The sequence below is a fragment of the Trichocoleus sp. FACHB-591 genome (assembly GCF_014695845.1).
Classification (GTDB): domain Bacteria; phylum Cyanobacteriota; class Cyanobacteriia; order FACHB-46; family FACHB-46; genus Trichocoleus.
The window spans coordinates 82921-101138 of sequence record NZ_JACJPA010000094.1; the positions used below are offsets into that span (position 1 = coordinate 82921).

13 protein-coding genes are annotated in these 18218 nt (G+C 50.6%); 7 read left to right on the plus strand and 6 right to left on the minus strand.

Going from position 1 to position 18218, the window contains the following annotated elements; translation table 11 throughout:
* Position 1: 1 nt before the first annotated feature.
* Positions 2–490 carry a hypothetical protein gene (locus tag H6F90_RS17455; RefSeq protein ID WP_199295990.1) on the minus strand — a complete coding sequence of 163 codons (489 nt, stop codon included), beginning with the start codon at positions 488–490 and terminating at the stop codon, positions 2–4.
* A gap of 171 nt (positions 491–661) precedes the next feature.
* Here H6F90_RS17455 and H6F90_RS17460 point away from each other — a divergent pair, with 171 nt between their 5' ends.
* From H6F90_RS17460 to H6F90_RS17470, 3 genes are all read left to right on the plus strand, one after another.
* Positions 662–2443 carry an NAD+ synthase gene (locus tag H6F90_RS17460; RefSeq protein ID WP_190553601.1) on the plus strand — a complete coding sequence of 594 codons (1782 nt, stop codon included), beginning with the start codon at positions 662–664 and terminating at the stop codon, positions 2441–2443.
* A 30-nt stretch (positions 2444–2473) separates the two neighbouring features.
* Positions 2474–2929, plus strand: a complete 456-nt coding sequence (locus H6F90_RS17465) for a hypothetical protein (RefSeq protein ID WP_190553602.1) — start codon at positions 2474–2476, stop codon at positions 2927–2929.
* A gap of 86 nt (positions 2930–3015) precedes the next feature.
* Positions 3016–3918 carry a carbohydrate ABC transporter permease gene (locus H6F90_RS17470; RefSeq protein ID WP_190553603.1) on the plus strand — a complete coding sequence of 301 codons (903 nt, stop codon included), beginning with the start codon at positions 3016–3018 and terminating at the stop codon, positions 3916–3918.
* Here the strand turns inward: H6F90_RS17470 and H6F90_RS17475 are convergent.
* The gene (locus H6F90_RS17475; protein WP_190553604.1) at positions 3904–4611 is read right to left on the minus strand and encodes a DUF2834 domain-containing protein; all 708 of its coding nucleotides are present in this window, start codon (positions 4609–4611) and stop codon (positions 3904–3906) included. The two genes, H6F90_RS17470 and H6F90_RS17475, sit on opposite strands and share 15 nt — an antisense overlap.
* Before the next feature lie 128 nt (positions 4612–4739).
* Here H6F90_RS17475 and cutA point away from each other — a divergent pair, with 128 nt between their 5' ends.
* The gene (gene cutA, locus H6F90_RS17480) at positions 4740–5072 is read left to right on the plus strand and encodes a divalent-cation tolerance protein CutA (RefSeq protein ID WP_190553605.1); all 333 of its coding nucleotides are present in this window, start codon (positions 4740–4742) and stop codon (positions 5070–5072) included.
* 100 nt (positions 5073–5172) lie between these two features.
* On the opposite strand, the gene H6F90_RS17485 is transcribed toward cutA, so the two are convergent.
* From H6F90_RS17485 to H6F90_RS17495, 3 genes are all read right to left on the minus strand, one after another.
* A complete protein-coding gene (locus H6F90_RS17485) occupies positions 5173–6441 on the minus strand; it encodes an inorganic phosphate transporter (RefSeq protein WP_190553606.1) in 1269 nt (422 codons plus the stop codon).
* A 37-nt stretch (positions 6442–6478) separates the two neighbouring features.
* Positions 6479–8311, minus strand: coding sequence for an EamA family transporter (locus H6F90_RS17490; RefSeq protein ID WP_190553607.1), 1833 nt, complete (start codon positions 8309–8311; stop codon positions 6479–6481).
* A 351-nt stretch (positions 8312–8662) separates the two neighbouring features.
* Complete coding sequence (locus tag H6F90_RS17495) at positions 8663–9697, minus strand: diguanylate cyclase (protein WP_190553608.1); 1035 nt, start codon at positions 9695–9697, stop codon at positions 8663–8665.
* Positions 9698–10098: 401 nt separating this feature from the next.
* On the opposite strand from H6F90_RS17495, the gene alaS reads away from it, so the two are divergent.
* The gene (gene alaS / locus H6F90_RS17500) at positions 10099–12729 is read left to right on the plus strand and encodes an alanine--tRNA ligase (protein WP_190553609.1); all 2631 of its coding nucleotides are present in this window, start codon (positions 10099–10101) and stop codon (positions 12727–12729) included.
* A gap of 21 nt (positions 12730–12750) precedes the next feature.
* Here the strand turns inward: alaS and H6F90_RS17505 are convergent, their stop codons facing one another.
* Entirely contained in the window at positions 12751–13353 is a 603-nt protein-coding gene (locus tag H6F90_RS17505) for a 5-formyltetrahydrofolate cyclo-ligase (protein WP_190553610.1), read from the minus strand.
* Positions 13354–13754: 401 nt separating this feature from the next.
* On the opposite strand from H6F90_RS17505, the gene H6F90_RS17510 reads away from it, so the two are divergent.
* Together H6F90_RS17510 and H6F90_RS17515 are read left to right on the plus strand one after the other, a co-directional pair.
* Complete coding sequence (locus tag H6F90_RS17510) at positions 13755–16145, plus strand: response regulator (RefSeq protein ID WP_190553611.1); 2391 nt, start codon at positions 13755–13757, stop codon at positions 16143–16145.
* A 93-nt stretch (positions 16146–16238) separates the two neighbouring features.
* Positions 16239–18152: an ABC transporter ATP-binding protein gene (locus H6F90_RS17515; RefSeq protein WP_190553612.1), complete on the plus strand. Its 1914-nt coding sequence runs from the start codon at positions 16239–16241 to the stop codon at positions 18150–18152.
* The last annotated feature ends 66 nt before the right edge of the window (positions 18153–18218 follow it).

The following is an 18218-nucleotide window of genomic DNA, read 5'->3' on the forward strand; positions in this document are numbered from 1 at the left end:
ATTAATCAGGTGGTGACAAACCAGGCTCTACAATTTCTGTGGTGAGTTCTGGTTTGGGTGTGGATCGAGACTGATCTAAACCTTGTTTCACCCAGCTGATGCACTCAGATTCACTAGAAAAGATTCTGGGAGCAGCGATGTTCTTGAGTCGGTTGGGAGGATAGTGATCGTAGAAATATTTACCTGCCATTTCAGAGACAATAATCAAGTTATGGCAGTAGGTATAGCGATGCTTAAAGCTCTCTGGGCTGCTTTCATACAGAGAGTTTTGGGCTAAATGCTCTTGAGCAATGCGAATGATTTCATCTAGGTGACTAGAGTACATCTGAGCTGGATTTTCTGCTTGGTGGAATTCGCTTTTGTGTCCTACCTCCGCTAGCAGGCTATAGGAGTAGATGTAAGCTTTGTCCACCATGCCAAAGACAAATGGGATAATCAAATGACCTTTGTCAGGAACTGATTTTTCGTAGAGCAAACGGTTGAGTTCCATTGCCTATTTGGGGAGAAGCGAACCAAATACCACACTATATACATCGCAACTGTAGTGCGGATAAGCTGAAGCCAAGTTACGCCTCGATCTGATCACCCTGAACCAGAACTAATCTGGCAACTCATTTAAACTGAAAACAGCTCAGCTCCAAAAGATTTCAGCAATCTGTAGATGAAAATTGCGATCGCTCAACTTAATCCCACCATTGGCGATTTGACCGGGAACGCTCAGCGGATTCTGGCAGCAGCCCAACAAGCAGCGGCCCAAGGTGCGCGTTTACTCCTGACCCCAGAACTGTCGTTGTGTGGCTACCCACCCCGTGACTTGCTGTTAGATCCCAGCTTTCTAGAAACAATGCAACGAGTGTTGCGGCAGTTGGCCCAGGAGCTACCACCCAGATTAGCCGCTTTAGTGGGGACGGTGGAGTGGAATGAGCGATCGCTCGAAGAAGGTGGCAAACCGTTATTCAATAGCACCGCGCTTTTAGAGCAGCAACAGGTACGCCAGATTTTTCACAAACGGCTGTTACCTACTTACGACGTGTTTGATGAGGACCGCTACTTCGAGCCAGGTCGCCAAATCAATCACTTTCACCTGGACTCCCTGCATGTGGGCGTGACTATTTGCGAAGACCTCTGGAATGATGAAGAATTTTGGGGCAAGCGCAGCTACACGACCAACCCGATCGCCGATTTAGCCCAAACAGGCGTAGCTTTCACCATTAACCTCTCTGCTTCCCCCTACAGCGTCGGCAAACGCAAAATCCGCCAAGCCATGTTGCAACATAGCGCCACTCGCTATCAGCAGCCGATTATTTATGTCAATCAAGTCGGTGGCAATGATGACTTAATTTTTGATGGCAATAGCTTTTCACTGAATCGTCAAGGACAGCTAATTGCCCAGGCTCAGGGATTCTCTAGTGACCTAGTGTTACTGGAGTATGACCCAGAACAGCAAGATTTAAGAGCGCTGGATGCTTCTCCTGCTGCGATCGCCCCTCACCCCAGTTCGGAAATGGCAGAAATTTGGTCTGCTCTTGTCCTAGGAGTTCAGGACTATGCCCGCAAGTGTGGCTTTTCGCAGGTGGTATTGGGTCTGAGCGGTGGCATTGACTCCTCTTTAGTAGCGGCGATCGCAGCAGAAGCCTTAGGGCCAGAAAATGTTTTTGGTGTGCTGATGCCCTCACCCCATAGTTCCGAGCATTCCATTACGGATGCCTTAGACTTAGCCGAAAAACTGGGGATCAAAACTCATACGCTGCCGATCGGGAATTTAATGCAGGATTACGATCAAGGATTGGCAGACTTATTTGCTGGCACTGATCCTGGCATTGCCGAAGAAAATATCCAGTCTCGGATTCGGGGCAACTTGTTGATGGCGATCGCCAATAAATTCGGTCATCTGCTGCTCTCGACGGGCAACAAATCCGAAATGGCGGTGGGCTACTGCACCCTTTACGGCGATATGAACGGTGGATTGGCCGCGATCGCAGATGTGCCCAAAACCTGCGTTTACGCCCTCTGTGAATGGCTGAACTCTCCTTGTGAAGCTCATCAATTTTCTAGTCTCACGTCCAAAATTCAAAATCCAAAATCCGAACTGATTCCGACTCACATCCTCACCAAACCGCCCAGCGCCGAACTCAAGCCAGGACAAGTAGACCAAGATTCTTTACCGCCCTACGACATTCTCGACGACATTCTCGATCGCTTTATTCATGAGCACCAACCTCCCGATGCGATCGTGGCGGCTGGTCATGATGCTGCCGTGGTCGATCGCGTGGTCAAAATGGTGACAAGGTCTGAGTTCAAGCGCCGCCAAGCTCCTCCGGGGATCAAGATTACCGATCGCGCTTTTGGTACCGGATGGCGGATGCCGATCGCTAGTCGTTGGGTTGCCACTAGTACTCCAACTGCCGCATTGGCTTCTAAGACAGAAGCACCTAAGCAGTAAGCTTTTCACAAAATAGTCAACCGCAAATTGATGACTTCGCTTCGTCTGAGACATAATTTACTAATTCGCTGGACTCAACGATCGCTCAAGTCCTACATTTCCCTGGCCTGCACTTTGTCTTTACGAACAAGTTGGGCGATCGCAGCTTTGTTGGGAAGCAATATAAATCTGTTCTTGGCCGCTCCCGGAACCGCAGGTGGGCTAGGAGGAGCTTGGTCGGAATGGTTGCCCTCAAGAGTGACTACCCAAACTGCCTGTTTGAGTAGAACCCGACAATTTTTGCTAGCTCAGCGCTTTGTGCGCGTTGCCTCAGACGGCACCCTAACTTACGGCGATGTCAATTCCAAGTTAAATATTTCGGTATTTATGATTTGCTCCGAGTTGGGCGATCGCGTCTTAGTCTTGGTCAGCAGTCGGGATGTCAGCCAAGCAGAGCTACAAAGAATTCGCACCAACATTACCAACAGTTTTCGGGCTCAACCTTGATTGGCAGTGACAGGCAGAACCGATAATGAAAGTCAGAGCACCATTCCTGTTCTTCCCATTTCTCTCGCCGCATCCTCTGAGCCGCAATGCAGAAATTAATTTCTAAAGATGGCGTTTTTCTCAGACAACAGCTCACTCCTTACTTATTTCTGTTGCCAGCGCTGATTGTCTTGGCTCTAACAGTTTTTTGGCCTGCGCTACAGGCGTTTTACCTCAGTTTCACCCGCTTCGAGTACGACCTCACCCAAACTCCTCAATGGGCTGGATTCAGCAACCTAGAGCGTCTCTGGGCCGATCCGGTGTTTTGGCAAACGCTCCGCAATACAGTGCTTTACTTAGTATGCGTGGTGCCAATTTTAGTCATAGCACCTCTCGGTTTAGCGATTTTAGTTAACCAAAAGCTGCGCGGCATTCGTTGGTTTCGGGTGGCTTTCTATACACCTGTCGTCATCTCGATGGTCGTGGCTGGGATTGCTTGGCGTTGGCTATACGCCGACAATGGCCTGCTGAATCAATTTCTCAAGGCGTTGGGGATGGCAGAAGGCATTCCTTGGTTAACCAGTCCTCGATTTGCCCTGTTTAGCGTCATGGCAGTGACGATTTGGAAAGGGCTGGGCTACTACATGGTGATTTATCTGGCGGGTCTGCAATCGATTCCGGCAGACTTGTATGAAGCCGCCGCGATCGATGGCTCCGATGGCATCAAAAAACATTGGGATATCACGGTTCCCTTGATGCAGCCCTACTTATTTCTCGTGGCAGTGATTTCTTCAATCTCAGCAACTAAAGTCTTTGAAGAAATTTACATCATGACTCAAGGAGGACCCCGCAATAGCTCTAAAACAATTGTGTATTACCTCTACGAGCAAGCCTTTCAAGACTTAGAGATGAGCTACGCCTGCACAATTGGGCTAGTTCTGTTTTTGATCATTCTGAGCTTATCGCTTGTGCGCCTCTGGATTGGGGGCCAAGAATCAGCCGTGAGTTGAGTCGTAAGTAACGTCTGCGGTTGGTGGTGCGAGAGGCGATGATGTCAGGTCTAATTCTGGCAGGGGAGGCCGCAGACAGAGGTAGAGCAAAGGCCCAAACAGAGGTACCAGAGCGGCTAGCCAAAAAAGTTGTGGGTTATGCAGACCCCGACGCGCCATGTCATCGTTCAACAAGATCGAGAGCGGAAAGATCAGGCACATCAGGCAAAAATCAATGGCGATCAAGTGTACAAAAGACCTCGTTTGCCATTCCTGTACAAAGTTTCCCCAATCTCCTACTAGCAGCGCATAGGCAATCAAAGCGATCGCGCAAACCGTTAAACCAATTCCCATAAAGCGAGAATCTAACGTTCGCAGCCAGGCATCTTTAGGCCCAGGAAACTCTTGATTCGGCTGCCGCAATCCTAAATAGGGCAGCAAACACAGCACCCCTGTCCCATTGGATCCGAGAAAGTAAGGCCACGCCGGGATCGATTGCATCCGACCATCAGCAAACATCAGACAAGCGTAGATCATGGGCCACACTCCCATGAGCCAGAAGATCACCACCAGATAAGTATTCAAGTCTGCCCACTGGAGCGTGAACAACTTGCGGGCGATCGCCCAAGTATCAGGCTGATCGAGCGGGGCCAAGCGGATGGTATAAACGACAAACCCCGCCCAAATCCACCACAGCAAAATCTTTCTAACCATGACCAAAAAGCGCCTGAAGTAGCGCTCAGTTCATTGATGTCCGCTCAGTCTAAAGTAGAAACGCAGCGGGCTACGTCTGCCTGAAGTCAAATCGAAAGTTAAATCAGAAGTTGAGTGGGAGGTCAAGTATGGAACTAGAGGCGACCGATGGCTATGGAGTTGTTTTAGTGACAGCCACCTCCCAAGTCGAAGCAGAGGCGATCGCAGAAGCTTTGATTACAGCGAAGCTAGCGGCCTGTGTCAGTTTCACCCCTATCCACTCGATTTACACCTGGCAGGGGCAAGTCCACAAAGACCAAGAATGGCAACTTTTCATCAAAACAGATTTAGCGCAATTTGCAGCTTTGGTCGCTAAGGTTCAGGAAGTGCATTCCTACGACGTGCCAGAAATTATTGCCTTGCCGATCGTGGCAGGTTCCCCAGCCTATCTTCAGTGGTTAGGTGAGCAAGTACGCAGATAGGTTATTAGTCAACTGTAGCCTGGGCAGCAGGAGCAGCGTTTTGATTGCGGACAATCCCATGTTTTGGTCAGCCGGATCGGTTGCACTGAAGCGATCGCTTTTATAACCACAGCAGGCGAATGCCAGCAAAGATTAGGGCTGACAGCACCGCTGCAATGGGAATGGTGACTAACCAGGCAAGACCAATCTCCCGTAAGGTGGCGAATTTCACAGCTCGCCAGCTTTTCACTAAACCAACGCCGACCACTCCCCCAACCAGGGCATGAGAGGTAGAGACAGGCAAACCAGCACGAGATGCCAACAGAACGGTTGCCGCAGTGGCGAGTTCAGCACAAAATCCTCCACTCGGCTGCAAAGCTGTGATGCCCTCACCAATCGTGGCAATTACTTTTTTGCCCCAAACGGCCAACCCTCCCACAATGCCTGCGCCACCTAGAATCAAAATCCAAATAGGAACGCCAAAATCTTCAGTCGGGACTGTACCCGTTTGCTGGATATAAGCGATCGCAGCTAAAGGAGCGACGGCATTTCCCACATCATTAGAGCCGTGAGCAAAAGCGACAAAGCAAGCACTCAACACTTGAAATTGCCCAAGTTGCCGCTCTACCGGATTGCTCACATCATCCTGCTGCCCACGCTCAGCGAGTTGTTGCCAACTCACCCAGGTTAATCCCATCGTGGCGATCGCGCCTAGCAGCAATGGAATATCGTGCTGGGGTAGCGTCACCCCCAACTGAATCGAGAAAAACTGCTGAATGGGTTGGCTCAGGGATGGCAACACAATCACCCCAAACACACTGAACAAAGCCGCACTCAACCAAGGAATCCATTCATATAAGCTCTGCATCGCATTGGGTTGATCGAGAATCCAACGCTTCACCAAACCATAGAACGAGGCGGCGATCGCTCCACTAATCAGCGGTGTAATCACCCAAGTCAAAGAAATTAAACCAATGGCTTGCCAGTCTACTGCTTGCGACCCAACCGCAACCCAACCAAAGCCTGCTAAAGCTCCAACCACCGCATGGGAGGAAGACACAGGCAAACTTAAGCTCGTAGCGATTTGCAACCACAGACCGCAACTGAGTAAAACTGCCACCATCCCTGCGACTAAAACTTGGGGCTGCGTCGCAAATAATTCTGGGTTTACTACCCCTGTTGCTAGAGTTCCAGCAACCTTACGCCCAAACAAAACCGCGCCTGTAAACTCCAAAATGCCTGCAATCACCAGCGCTTGCCGCAGCGTGACAGCTTTTGAACCCACGGAAGTACCCATTGAATTGGCTACATCGTTGGCTCCTAGGTTCCAGGCTAAATAAAGCGCCAGTCCACTCGTGAGGGCTAGCGGTAGGAATGCTTGATGCAACATGAACTCCGAAGATCCAGGCTATATGCCAAGCATTCTACTAGCTCGACTTCGGTTTCAGCTGTCCTCGCAACCGTTCTAAATTCAAACCTGCTACTCCTAGGGTGACTAACAGCACGCCAAACCACTGGCGGCTTTCCAGTTGGTCTTGAATAATCAACCAAGCGAGGATCGCGGTGAATGCGGGCCCTGTGGCACTAATAATCGAGGCAGGAGCGGCACCAATTAAGCGAATACCAATGTTAGTAAAGAGGTAGCCCAGCAGAGTAGCGGCGCCTAAAACTAAACAGCCCAGCATGAAACCAGGCCACATAGCTGGCTGAATCTTGACAGTCAGAGCTTGAGCCGGGAACATCAAAACGACGCTGGAGAGAACAAAAATTGTGACGAATTGAATCAGGCTGACAGGGACCGGATTTAGCATACGGGTACACAACCCAGTCAAAATCACATAGCCAGCAAAGGCAAATCCAGAGGCGGCAGCGGCAACGCTTCCTAGCCAGAGATTACCGGTTGCGGGGCCTGTAACTTGGGGTAAGGCTAAAACACCGCCAGAGCAAATCACTGCCATGACCACTAAGCGAAATACAGTGGGGCGATCGCCAAAGATTTTCCAGGCGAGCAACACGGTAATGGTGGGATAGATAAAGAAAATGGTGATCGCAGTGCCAGCCGCAATTTGAGCCAGAGCCGTGTAGATCAGCACTTGCGACAGAAACAAAAACCCCCCACTCCCCACAACATTCCTCAAAGGCCGCCGATCGGGTGCTAGCAAAAACCGTTTAATGTCACGCCACATGGGGGGATACAGCACGGGTGCCAGTAGAGCCAGTAAAGGCACAACAATCAACATCCGCATCCACAAGATTAGTAACGAGTTGCCCAGCCCTGGCATAATTACGCCACCGATCTGACCTAAACCAAGGACCTCGTGAGACCTAAACAGGACTTTGACCACGACGTTATGGAACGATAACGCCACAGATGAGAGCAACACTAGAATTAAACCCACCTGCACTTGAGAGGGGCGCTTGGCTTGGGGCTTCACCTGAGGGGAAACGGTGGGAGGCTCCTGAGCACCCTGAGCACTGGGTAGCGGTGCAGTTAAGGGAGGTTCTGACTTGGAACTCGATCTAGGCTCGAAGGGCAGATTAATGGCTTGCGAAGATTGAGTCAGCGATCGCCCTTCTGAAGTGGCATCTAAAGACGGCATGAAGCGATCGCCTGATAATAGTTGAGCAGAGCTGTTTTCTCCTGCCTGGAGTTGCTCCCGTAGGCGCTGAACTAGCGCAGATAAAATGATTTCTCCTTGCTGTTCTGGGCTGTCCACCCGGTTCAACTGTTGTGATAGCCAGCTTTGGTGGCTGTCTAGCTCCTGCTGCAAAGTTTTGAAGGTGGTGCTAAAGGCTTTCTCTAAAGGCAGCAGCAGTTGGGAAATCTCATCATTGGTTGCAAGGCTGCCTTGGCTCAACGGGTTAGCGTTGGTTGCCTGTCCCCAAGGCTGACGAACTGGAGCAGTTGACTGGTTGAGTCGCTGCCTCAAAAAGATTTGCCAATGGTCCGCGATCGCCTGCGCTAGTTGCTTAGCCCAAGTCTGCTGCTGAACAAATTGCCGCTGACCTAACACCTCGTGACTGTCAGCTTTCAACTGCTGGTGTTGGTCGCGCAGTTGATCAATATCTTCGATTAAGTGAGATTTCTCGGCCTGAAGGCGGGCGATATCTTGAGCAAACTGCACAATTAAGTCTTGATGCAGGCGCTTCAGGTCCTGCGACACGGCCTTGAGCGTCTGCTCCGTCTGTGGCTCTCCTGCTTCCGCGCTTGCTAATGGGTCGCGGAGCGGTTCTGATGGAGTGTTATTCAGTTGCCCCATGAGCGTTTAACCTCTAACCTCTTGGCCATTGAGCGATCGCTATCCTTACAACTGAGTCAGCGTCTCTGTCAGTATTCCCAGTATTTTTTATAAATTAAGTCTAATTTGATCAGGAACTCCTCCGCCCGAAATCAGGCCCACACCGCCTTGAATTAGCGCCTTTGAGCTGTTTGATCGAGCCGAAAACAAGCCGAAATCCCTTGAGATTATCAGATTCAGCTACTCTTTTGGCTCACTTACTGAATTTCGCGGTGTATCTACAGAAATTCTTAAGGCTCAAGCTCCCAAAGTTTAAGTTACTCACTTAAGATGGCGCTGAGCTGGGTGATGCAGAAGTGGGTGATAACTACGTTAAACCGAAGGAGCTGAATCTGAAGCCAGCGATCGAGAGCAATCTGGAGCACTGCTGATCGCTCGGTTTCTACCCTCAGATTTTGCTCGCAACAAATTTTGATCGGCCCGTCGCAGCAAACTAATGCCTTTAGAGTCATCTTCTGCTTCTAAGGAAGCAATACCAGCGCTAATCGTGGCGTGGATTTCTAAGGTTGGGTCAATTCTAAAAGTTTGCTCACTAATCAGACGGCAAATGCGTTGCCCCACGATAGGGGCTTCATGACCATCGGTGTTGCTCAAAATAATGACGAATTCTTCGCCGCCGTAACGAAAAGGGGTGTCATAGAAGCGGAGATTATGCCGCAGGCGAGCCGAAAGCAGCTTGAGCATGCGATCGCCCACCAAATGTCCGTAGGTGTCATTGATCGCTTTGAAATAATCCACGTCCAACATCACCAAGCTCAAAGGCAACGTGCGAGTTCGGGCGTTCTGGATTTGGCGTGGCAACTCCCACTCCAACGCTCGGCGGTTATTGAGTTCAGTCAGGGGGTCGGAAAGGGCGATCGCTGACAGTAAATCATTGGCCCGCATCAGCTCTCGATGATTTCGTACCACTCGCAATCCCGCTTGGACTTGAGCTTGGAGGAGATGATTTTGTCTCGCCGACAATTCTGCGACAACCAGGCTGCCATGCTGAACACTCAAATTCATCACTAAGTAAGCATCGGCTCCTCGTTCTAAGGCCTCTGCCGAACACTCCACCGCTTGACTAGAAATTTGGGAAACGGCCTCACTCAGCCTTGGGGCATCATCTGCGAGCAACAGACAATAAATCCAGGCCAGCCGAGACTGTTCCTTAATTTGCTGGCATAAATAGAGGCTGTCGGAACTAGCCTGTAAGATTAGCAAATCGGGCTGCTGAGCCTGAATCAGCGGAATTGCCTCGTTGGCGCTCGTTGCTGTTTCGATGGTGCAGTCTGCCAAATCGCCAACCCGATCTAGCAGGGCGGCTAGAAAATAATTTTCTCCAACTATCAGGATCGAAGCAGTCATTGGCGTTTTAGAAGCCTAGTGAAAAAATCAAGGCCGTAACCTTAGCAAATCCAAGACTTTGCTACTGCTGTTAACGCCTAGATCTCGCAAATCCGCCTTAGGAGTGGCATCCCACCTCTAAGTGTTATTGAGTATACTCAGGCTGAAACTATCTACACCTACCATTAACGACCATCCGCAACCAGCAGTTGAATTACTGATCCCCTTGATAGGTTAGGGCTTCAGCCTAAGCTGAAGCCGTATATTTCCCGGGGAAGACAAATGATCAGGTGTAGTTGGGTTTCATGCTCACAACATTCCTCTTGAGAATCTTGATGCTACCAAAGCCTAGAGTTGGCGAATCATGCGGCATCATAGATGAGAGGTCATTGTTCAGTCTGAATTCGCTTTAAAAAGGTTCCATGTTTACCCCCCTCAGCGGCACTCAAATTCGGCAAAAGTTTCTTGATTTTTATGCAGCCAGAGGCCATCAGATACTACCGAGTGCCTCGTTGGTTCCCGAAGATCCGACGGTGCTGCTGACGATCGCGGGTATGTTGCCCTTTAAGCCAATTTTTCTAGGACAGCGATCGCCGGAATTCCCCAGAGCGACAACATCTCAAAAGTGTATCCGCACTAATGATATTGAGAACGTGGGTCGGACCGCCCGCCACCACACTTTCTTTGAAATGTTGGGCAACTTTAGCTTTGGCGATTATTTCAAAGAGCAAGCGATCGCTTGGGCCTGGGAACTGGCGACTGAGGTATTCGGACTGCCTCCAGAGCGCTTAGTCGTGAGTGTGTTTGAGGAAGACGATGAAGCGTTTGCGCTGTGGCGGGACAAAATCGGCATTCCGGCGCATCGGATTCAGCGTATGGGTGAGAAGGACAACTTCTGGGTTTCTGGCCCCACCGGACCTTGCGGACCTTGCTCCGAGATTTACTACGACTTCCACCCAGAAAAAGGCGACGCTCATATTGACCTTGAGGACGACACCCGGTTCATTGAGTTCTACAACTTGGTGTTCATGCAGTACAACCGGGATGCCGAAGGCAAACTGACCCCACTGCAAAACCAGAACATTGATACCGGGTTGGGCCTAGAACGAATGGCTCAAATCCTTCAGCAAGTCCCGAACAACTACGAAACCGATTTAATTTTCCCCATTATTCAAGCCGCCGCAGAAATCGCGGGGATTGACTACGCTCAGGCTGACGAGTCTACCAAAGTCTCGCTGAAGGTAATCGGGGATCACGTCCGGTCAGTTGTCCACATGAGCACGGATGGCATTACGGCCTCTAATATCGGCCGAGGCTATGTGCTGCGGCGCTTGATTCGGCGGGTAGTGCGACATGGCCGACTGATTGGCATTGAAGGTGAATTTACCACACGAGTCGCAGAAGCTGCGATCGCCTTGGCAGAGGCCGCCTATCCGAATGTGCGGCTGAAGGAAAACAGCATCAAGGCAGAGTTACAGCGAGAAGAAGCTCAATTCCTCAAAACCCTCGATCGCGGCGAAAAGTTGCTGGCAGAAATTTTGGAGCGGGAGAAAACTCAAGTTTCTGGCCCTGATGCCTTCAAGCTCTACGACACCTATGGTTTCCCAGTCGAACTCACCCAAGAGATTGCTGAGGAGAAAAACCTCACTGTCGATCTAGAAGGGTTTGAGGCGGAGATGGAGAAGCAACGCGATCGCTCTCGTGAAGCTCACCAAACCATTGACCTGACTGTTCAAGGCTCTCTGGACACTCTGGCTGAGCATGTTCACGCTACCGAGTTTCTCGGCTATGTGGAACGCTCGGCCACGGCTCAAGTTGCCGTATTGCTAGTCGATGGCAAATCTGCCGAAGCCGCAGAAGCAGGAACCGAAGTCCAGATCATTTTAGACAAAACGCCTTTCTACGCGGAATCTGGGGGTCAGGTAGGCGATCGCGGCTATCTTTCGGGGGATGCAGTGCTCGTGCGCGTCCATGATGTGAAGAAAGAATCAGATTTCTTTGTCCACTTCGGGCGGATTGAACGAGGCACGCTGCAAGTAGGCGGTACGGTCACGGCGCAAATTGACCAAGCTTGTCGGCGACGCGCCCAAGCCAACCACTCCGCCACCCATTTATTGCAAGCTGCGTTGAGGAAATTGGTGGATGACTCGATTTCTCAAGCAGGTTCCCTGGTGGCCTTCGACCGCTTGCGCTTTGACTTCAACTGCCCTCGCCCTCTGACTTCAGAGGAAGTGCAACAAGTCGAGGAGCAAGTCAACCTCTGGGTGGCTGAGGCTCATACAGCTCAAATTGAGGTGGTACCCATCGCTGAAGCCAAAGCCAAAGGGGCGATCGCGATGTTTGGCGAGAAGTACGGCGATCAAGTGCGGGTGCTGGATTTTCCTGGCGTCTCGATGGAATTGTGTGGCGGTACCCACGTCAGCAACACCGCAGAAATTGGCGTGTTCAAAATCATTTCGGAAACGGGGGTTGCCTCAGGCGTGCGGCGGATTGAGGCGGTAGCTGGCCCTTCCGTATTGGACTATTTGAATGTCCGCGATCGCGTGGTGCGGGATCTGAGCGATCGCTTCAAAGCCAAGCCAGAAGAACTCACCGATCGTGTCACCAGTTTGCAGAATGAACTGAAAAACACCCAGAAGCAACTGGAAACTGCTAAGGCTGAACTGGCGCTCGCCAAATCAGATCAATTGCTGGGCCAAGCTGAATCTGTAGGTACCTTCAAGCTCTTGGTGGCGCAACTAGAAGGTGTAGATCCGGAATCGCTGAAGACTGCGGCAGAGCGCTTAGCGCAGAAACTTGGTGAGGGTGCAGTCGTGCTAGCTTCGGTGCCTGAACTAGACAAAATCAGTTTGGTAGCCGCGTTTAGCCCTGCCGTAGTCAAGTCTGGTTTGCAGGCAGGTAAATTTATTGGCGCGATCGCCAAACTCTGTGGCGGTGGTGGTGGTGGCCGACCTAACCTAGCGCAGGCAGGCGGGCGAGATGCCAGCAAACTACCTGAAGCCCTTGCTGAAGCCCGCGAGCAGTTGCATCGCAGTTTAAGCAATGCCAACTAACAAGCCAGAAGATATCAGGGGTTAGACTCCTGGTATCCCTGGCACCTCAAACAGGCCAGCTTCTGTGCAAACCGCTGATAGAGGCTGGTCCCAAGCATCAACGGGTAAGTTTGGTAAGCGAGCAAACTCGAACACAATGCCAATCGTAGGTTTGGCAGCCCAGGCTGGGTCACTCAGCAGGCGATCGTAAAAACCACCGCCATAACCAAGCCGATACCCTTGGCGATCGCAAGCCACCGCAGGGACCAAAATCAAATCAACTTGCTCAGGTTCTAGAGCGGGGCAGTCGGGATGAGGCTCTTTAATTCCATAAGCTCCCGACTGCAAAGGCAAATTGCTGGTAGCGGACCAAGCATGCCAGAACAGAGACTTACCGACACAGCGCGGAAAGCCCCAAACGCGATCGCTAGCCTGATTGATTAAAGGCATCAAATCTGGTTCTTGGCGAAAACTGAAGTAAGCCAAGATAGTTTGGGCTTTAGCAAATAGAGAAGCTGCTTGTATTTGGAGACATAGGCGATCGCTCTTGGCTCGCCAATCCTGAGTTTTGATCGCTTGTCGCTGTTGCAACAAAAGTCGCCGTAACTCTACTTTTTGATTGCGTGAGTCGCTCTCAGACTTCACAGTTAAAGATTCCTTACATCAAGATCGGCAACAACAGCCTAGTGACAGCAGCTTGACTCCAACCAGCCTGACGATAGCGGCGATCGCTCCTATAGCTGAATCGTTAAACTGATACTAGAAGGTACTGAGACTCGTAAATAAAGGTTGCACAAGAGACGCTTTATTGAGGGGTTTGTCATCCTATAGAGGTAGATATAGAATTGCTACTCTTTGGGTGGCGGTCTGTTGCCTTGGGCACAGTGTTGTTATGGTGCAAATCCCATATTTTGTCAGTCTCCATCAAAATTTAGCACTGGTGCAATTATTCCATTGGTTCTTCTTTCCTCTCAGCTCCATTGGTCCGAGCAGGCCAAGCCTAACCCATTCAAGCGTTCATCCAAGAGTATGAACAAGAGGCATCCATGAACGTTGATACTACCGCGTCGGGCGTGATCTTGATCGTGGATGACATCCCCGCTAATTTGGGAGTTTTATTCGATTTTCTGGCCGATACTGGGTTTCAAGTCTTAATCGCTGAGGATGGCGAAAGTGCTTTGCAAACCGCTGAGTATGCCTCTCCCGATTTAATCTTGCTCGATGTACTGATGCCAGAAATTGACGGTTTTGAAACTTGCCGTCGGTTGAAGTTGAACTACGCCACCCAAGACATTCCGGTCATCTTTATGACGGCCCTGACCGAGACCATCGATAAAGTCAAAGGTCTAAATTTAGGAGCGGTCGATTACATCACCAAGCCACTACAACACGAAGAAGTGTTGGCACGGGTGAAGTTGCATCTCAACTTGCGGAACTTAACGAAGCAGTTGCAAGCCCAGAATCTACAGTTAGAGCAGGAAGTGGTTGAGCGCAAACGGATCGAAGCAGATTTGCGTCATCATACCGCTGAGTTGGCCGAGTGGAAAAATCGTTACGAAGCGATCATTCAAGCCAGTGGGCAAATTCTCTTTGACTGGAATTCGCAGACCCACGAAGTCACTTACGGCGGCAACTTAACTGCTATCTTGGGCTACTCGCCAGAGGAAATGGCAGGTGGGCTCGATCGCTGGGTCACTCTCATCCATCCTGAAGACCGTAGCCGCTTTCACGCAGAAATCGATCGCGTCATTGTTACGAAACAGCCCTTTCACCAAGAATTTCGGGTTGCTCGCCAAGACGGTACTTACATCACAGTCGAGAGCAAGGGTTATTTCTTTGCTGACAGCGATGGTCAGGCAATCCAGATGGCAGGGTTCATTGTAGATATTAGCGATCGCAAGCGCCACGAAGAAACGTTGCGTGAAACCAGTCAGATGCTCCAAGCACTGATCCAAGCATCTCCTTTGGCGATCGTCGTGCTTGATCCGGAAGGACGAGTGCAAGTGTGGAACCCAGCCGCCCAAGAAATTTTTGACTGGAGCGAATCAGAAGTTTTGGGCGAAATTTTGCCCATCGTGCCTACGGCTAAGCAAGGAGAATTTCGGACATTTCGGCAACGGGTGTTCCAAGGAGAATCTTTTACAGGCGTAGAGGTAAGTCGCCAAAAGCGAGATGGTTCCTTCCTAGAACTCAACCTCTCTGCCGCCCCACTCCGCAATGCACAAGGTGAAGTGACGGGCGTGATTGCTATGTTGCTAGATGTCACTGCCAAAAAACAATTGGAGTCTCAAGCCCTCCGAGCCCAGCGGATGGAAAGCATTGGTACTTTAGCCAGCGGCATTGCTCACGACCTCAACAACTTGCTTACTCCTATTCTGTCGTCGGCCCAACTGCTCCTCATGCCGACAAAGCTGCCAGAAGCTAAAAAGCAGCAATTGCTAAAAACAATGGAAGCTAGCACCAAGCGAGCCGCTGCTCTGGTCAAGCAAGTGCTGCTGTTTGCGAGGGGCGTAGAAGGTAAGCGCATTACCTTGCAAATGTCTCACCTCATTACGGAAATCAGACAAATTACTCAAGAAACCTTTCCTAGATGGATTGAAGTTGAAGTCGAGGTAGACCCAAACCTCTGGATGGTATCTGGCGACACGACTCAACTGCATCAAGCCCTGCTCAACCTCTGCGTCAATGCCCGCGATGCCATGCCCAATGGAGGCACCTTAAAGATTGCGGCTACTAATATCTGGCTAGATGAAGAATACGCCCAGCTCAATATTGATGCCAAAGTGGGGCCTTACGTTCTCATTACCGTAACTGACACGGGAACTGGGATTCCTCCCGCCATCATTGATCGCGTGTTTGAACCTTTTTTCACCACGAAAGAGGTGGGTCAAGGCACAGGACTAGGGTTATCAACCGTTGTGGGAATTGTGAAAGGTCACGGTGGGTTTGTCCAAGTTCAGAGTCGAGTTGGTCAAGGCACAGAGTTTAAGTTGTACTTGCCGATCGCCCAAACTTATGACCTCAAACCGGACGCAACTGAGTACGACGAACTCAAAGCTGGACATGGTGAAGTCGTGCTGGTAGTGGATGACGAGGATGCGATTTGTGAGGTCACCAAAACTTCCCTGGAGTACTACGGTTATAAGGTTTTAACTGCCAAAGATGGAGTAGAAGCGATCGCCATATATGTACGTCACCAAAGCGAAATTAATGTGGTGCTCGTCGATATGATGATGCCGTCGATGGATGGCCCCACCACGATTCGGACGCTGCAAAAGATCAATCCTCAAGTCAAGATTATTGGCGTCAGCGGGCTGATTTCTCATTGCCCGATGACTGAGTTTGCCAATAGCAACAACGTCAAGAGCTTTTTACCCAAGCCTTACACCTCAGAAGAGTTACTGCAAAACTTACGAGTTGTACTGACGACCTACTAAAAAACCAGACCAACTGTCACCATCCCTTCCTCAGTGTTGTTATGATGCAGCTAATTTTCATTTAGATTCAGTGAGCCTGTGGCCTACGACTCCATGACTGACACCATCCTCGACGTTCGCAACTTGCACGTTCAGTTTCAGACCGATGAACGGTTGATTAAAGCAGTAGATGGAATTTCCTTTGAGGTTAAACGCGGACAAACCCTAGGGATTGTGGGAGAGTCAGGGTCAGGCAAATCGGTCACGTCTCTAGCAGTGATGGGGTTGGTGCCTTCACCGGGTAGAGTGGCAGGTGGCGAACTTTGGTTCCAAGGGGCAGAGAGCGATACAGGGGCGATCGATTTGGTCAAGGTGCCACCCAGCCATCGCCGCACCTATCGGGGCAACCAAATTTCCATGATTTTCCAGGAACCGATGAGTTCGCTAAATCCAGTCTATACCTGTGGATTTCAGCTCACCGAAGCCATCCGTCTGCACCAAAACATTTCTGAGGCAGAAGCTCGGCGGCAAGCGATCGCCCTCTTGCAAGAAGTCAAACTTTTGCCCAGCGACGAAGAACTGAAGCAGCGTTACTTAGAAGAACTGCCTCAAAGTGAGTTAGCACATCCCTCGAGTGAAGCTGAGCTAAATCGTCATATTAATCAGCAAAAGCAAAGCATCTTAGACCGCTACCCTCACGAACTCTCTGGCGGTCAGATTCAGCGAGTGATGATTGCGATGGCGATTAGCTGCAACCCCAGCTTGTTGATTGCCGATGAACCTACCACGGCCCTAGATGTCACGGTGCAAGCCACCATTCTAGATTTGCTGCGGGAACTGCGCGATCGCCGCAACATGTCCATCATGTTCATCACCCACGACTTGGGCGTGATTGCGGATATTGCCGACACGGTGGCGGTGATGTATCAAGGCAAAATCGTAGAGTATGGCTCGGTCTGGCAGATTTTTTCTAGCCCCCAGCATCCCTATACCAAGAGCTTACTCACTTGTCGCCCCAGACCCGATCGCCGTTTGCAATTACTCCCCACAGTCTCCGACTTTATGGAAGTAGTTACCACTCCTAGCGGCGAGACTGTCATCCAAGAAAAGCCAACGGATATGTTCCAAGCGGTGCGGAACGCGGCCGAGATGAGTGATTTTGACCTAGACCATCGGCTCACCGAGCTGCAACAGCAATCTCCCTTGTTATCGGTGCGGGACTTACAAGTCGCATTCCCTGTGCGAGGAGTTTGGGGAGAAACCAAGCGCTACGTCATGGCTGTGAATGGTATCTCCTTTGATGTTTATCCGGGGGAAACCCTGGGCTTGGTGGGAGAATCGGGTTGTGGCAAAACCACCCTGGCCCGCACCTTGTTGCGCTTGATCGAGCCTACCCAAGGCCAAATTCTATTTGAAGGGCGACCTGCCCACAGCCTGGAAGGTCAAGCCTTGCGGCAACTGCGGCAAGAAATGCAGATTATTTTCCAAAATCCCTTTGGTTCGCTGGACCCGCGTATGACGGTTGGGGCAGCGGTAATGGAACCACTCAAAATCCATCGTCGGGGCAATCAGCGGCAGAACCGGGAAAGAGCCGCTTACCTACTAGAGCGGGTCGGCTTAGATCCACAATTAATGCACCGTTATCCTCACGAATTTTCGGGTGGACAACGGCAACGGATTGCGATCGCGCGAGCGTTGGCTCTAAACCCCAAGTTCATTATTTGCGATGAATCGGTTTCTGCGCTAGACGTATCGGTGCAAGCCCAAGTCCTAAACCTACTCAAAGAACTGCAAGGTGAATTTGGCCTCACCTACATCTTTATCTCTCATGACTTGAGTGTGGTGAAGTTTATGAGCGATCGCATCATGGTGATGAATCGCGGCAAGATTGAAGAAATTGGCCCAGCGGAGGCGATCTACCGCGAACCGAAACAACCTTATACTCGTCAGTTGATTGCAGCGATTCCAGTCGGTAGCTTAGAACGCATTCGGGAACGTCAAGTCGAGCGAGGCATTGCAGTAGGTTAATCTCGTATGCAGCGTTTCTTGAAGCCAAATTGCTTTTCCAGCCAGCGAGACCCAGACCCAGCGAGA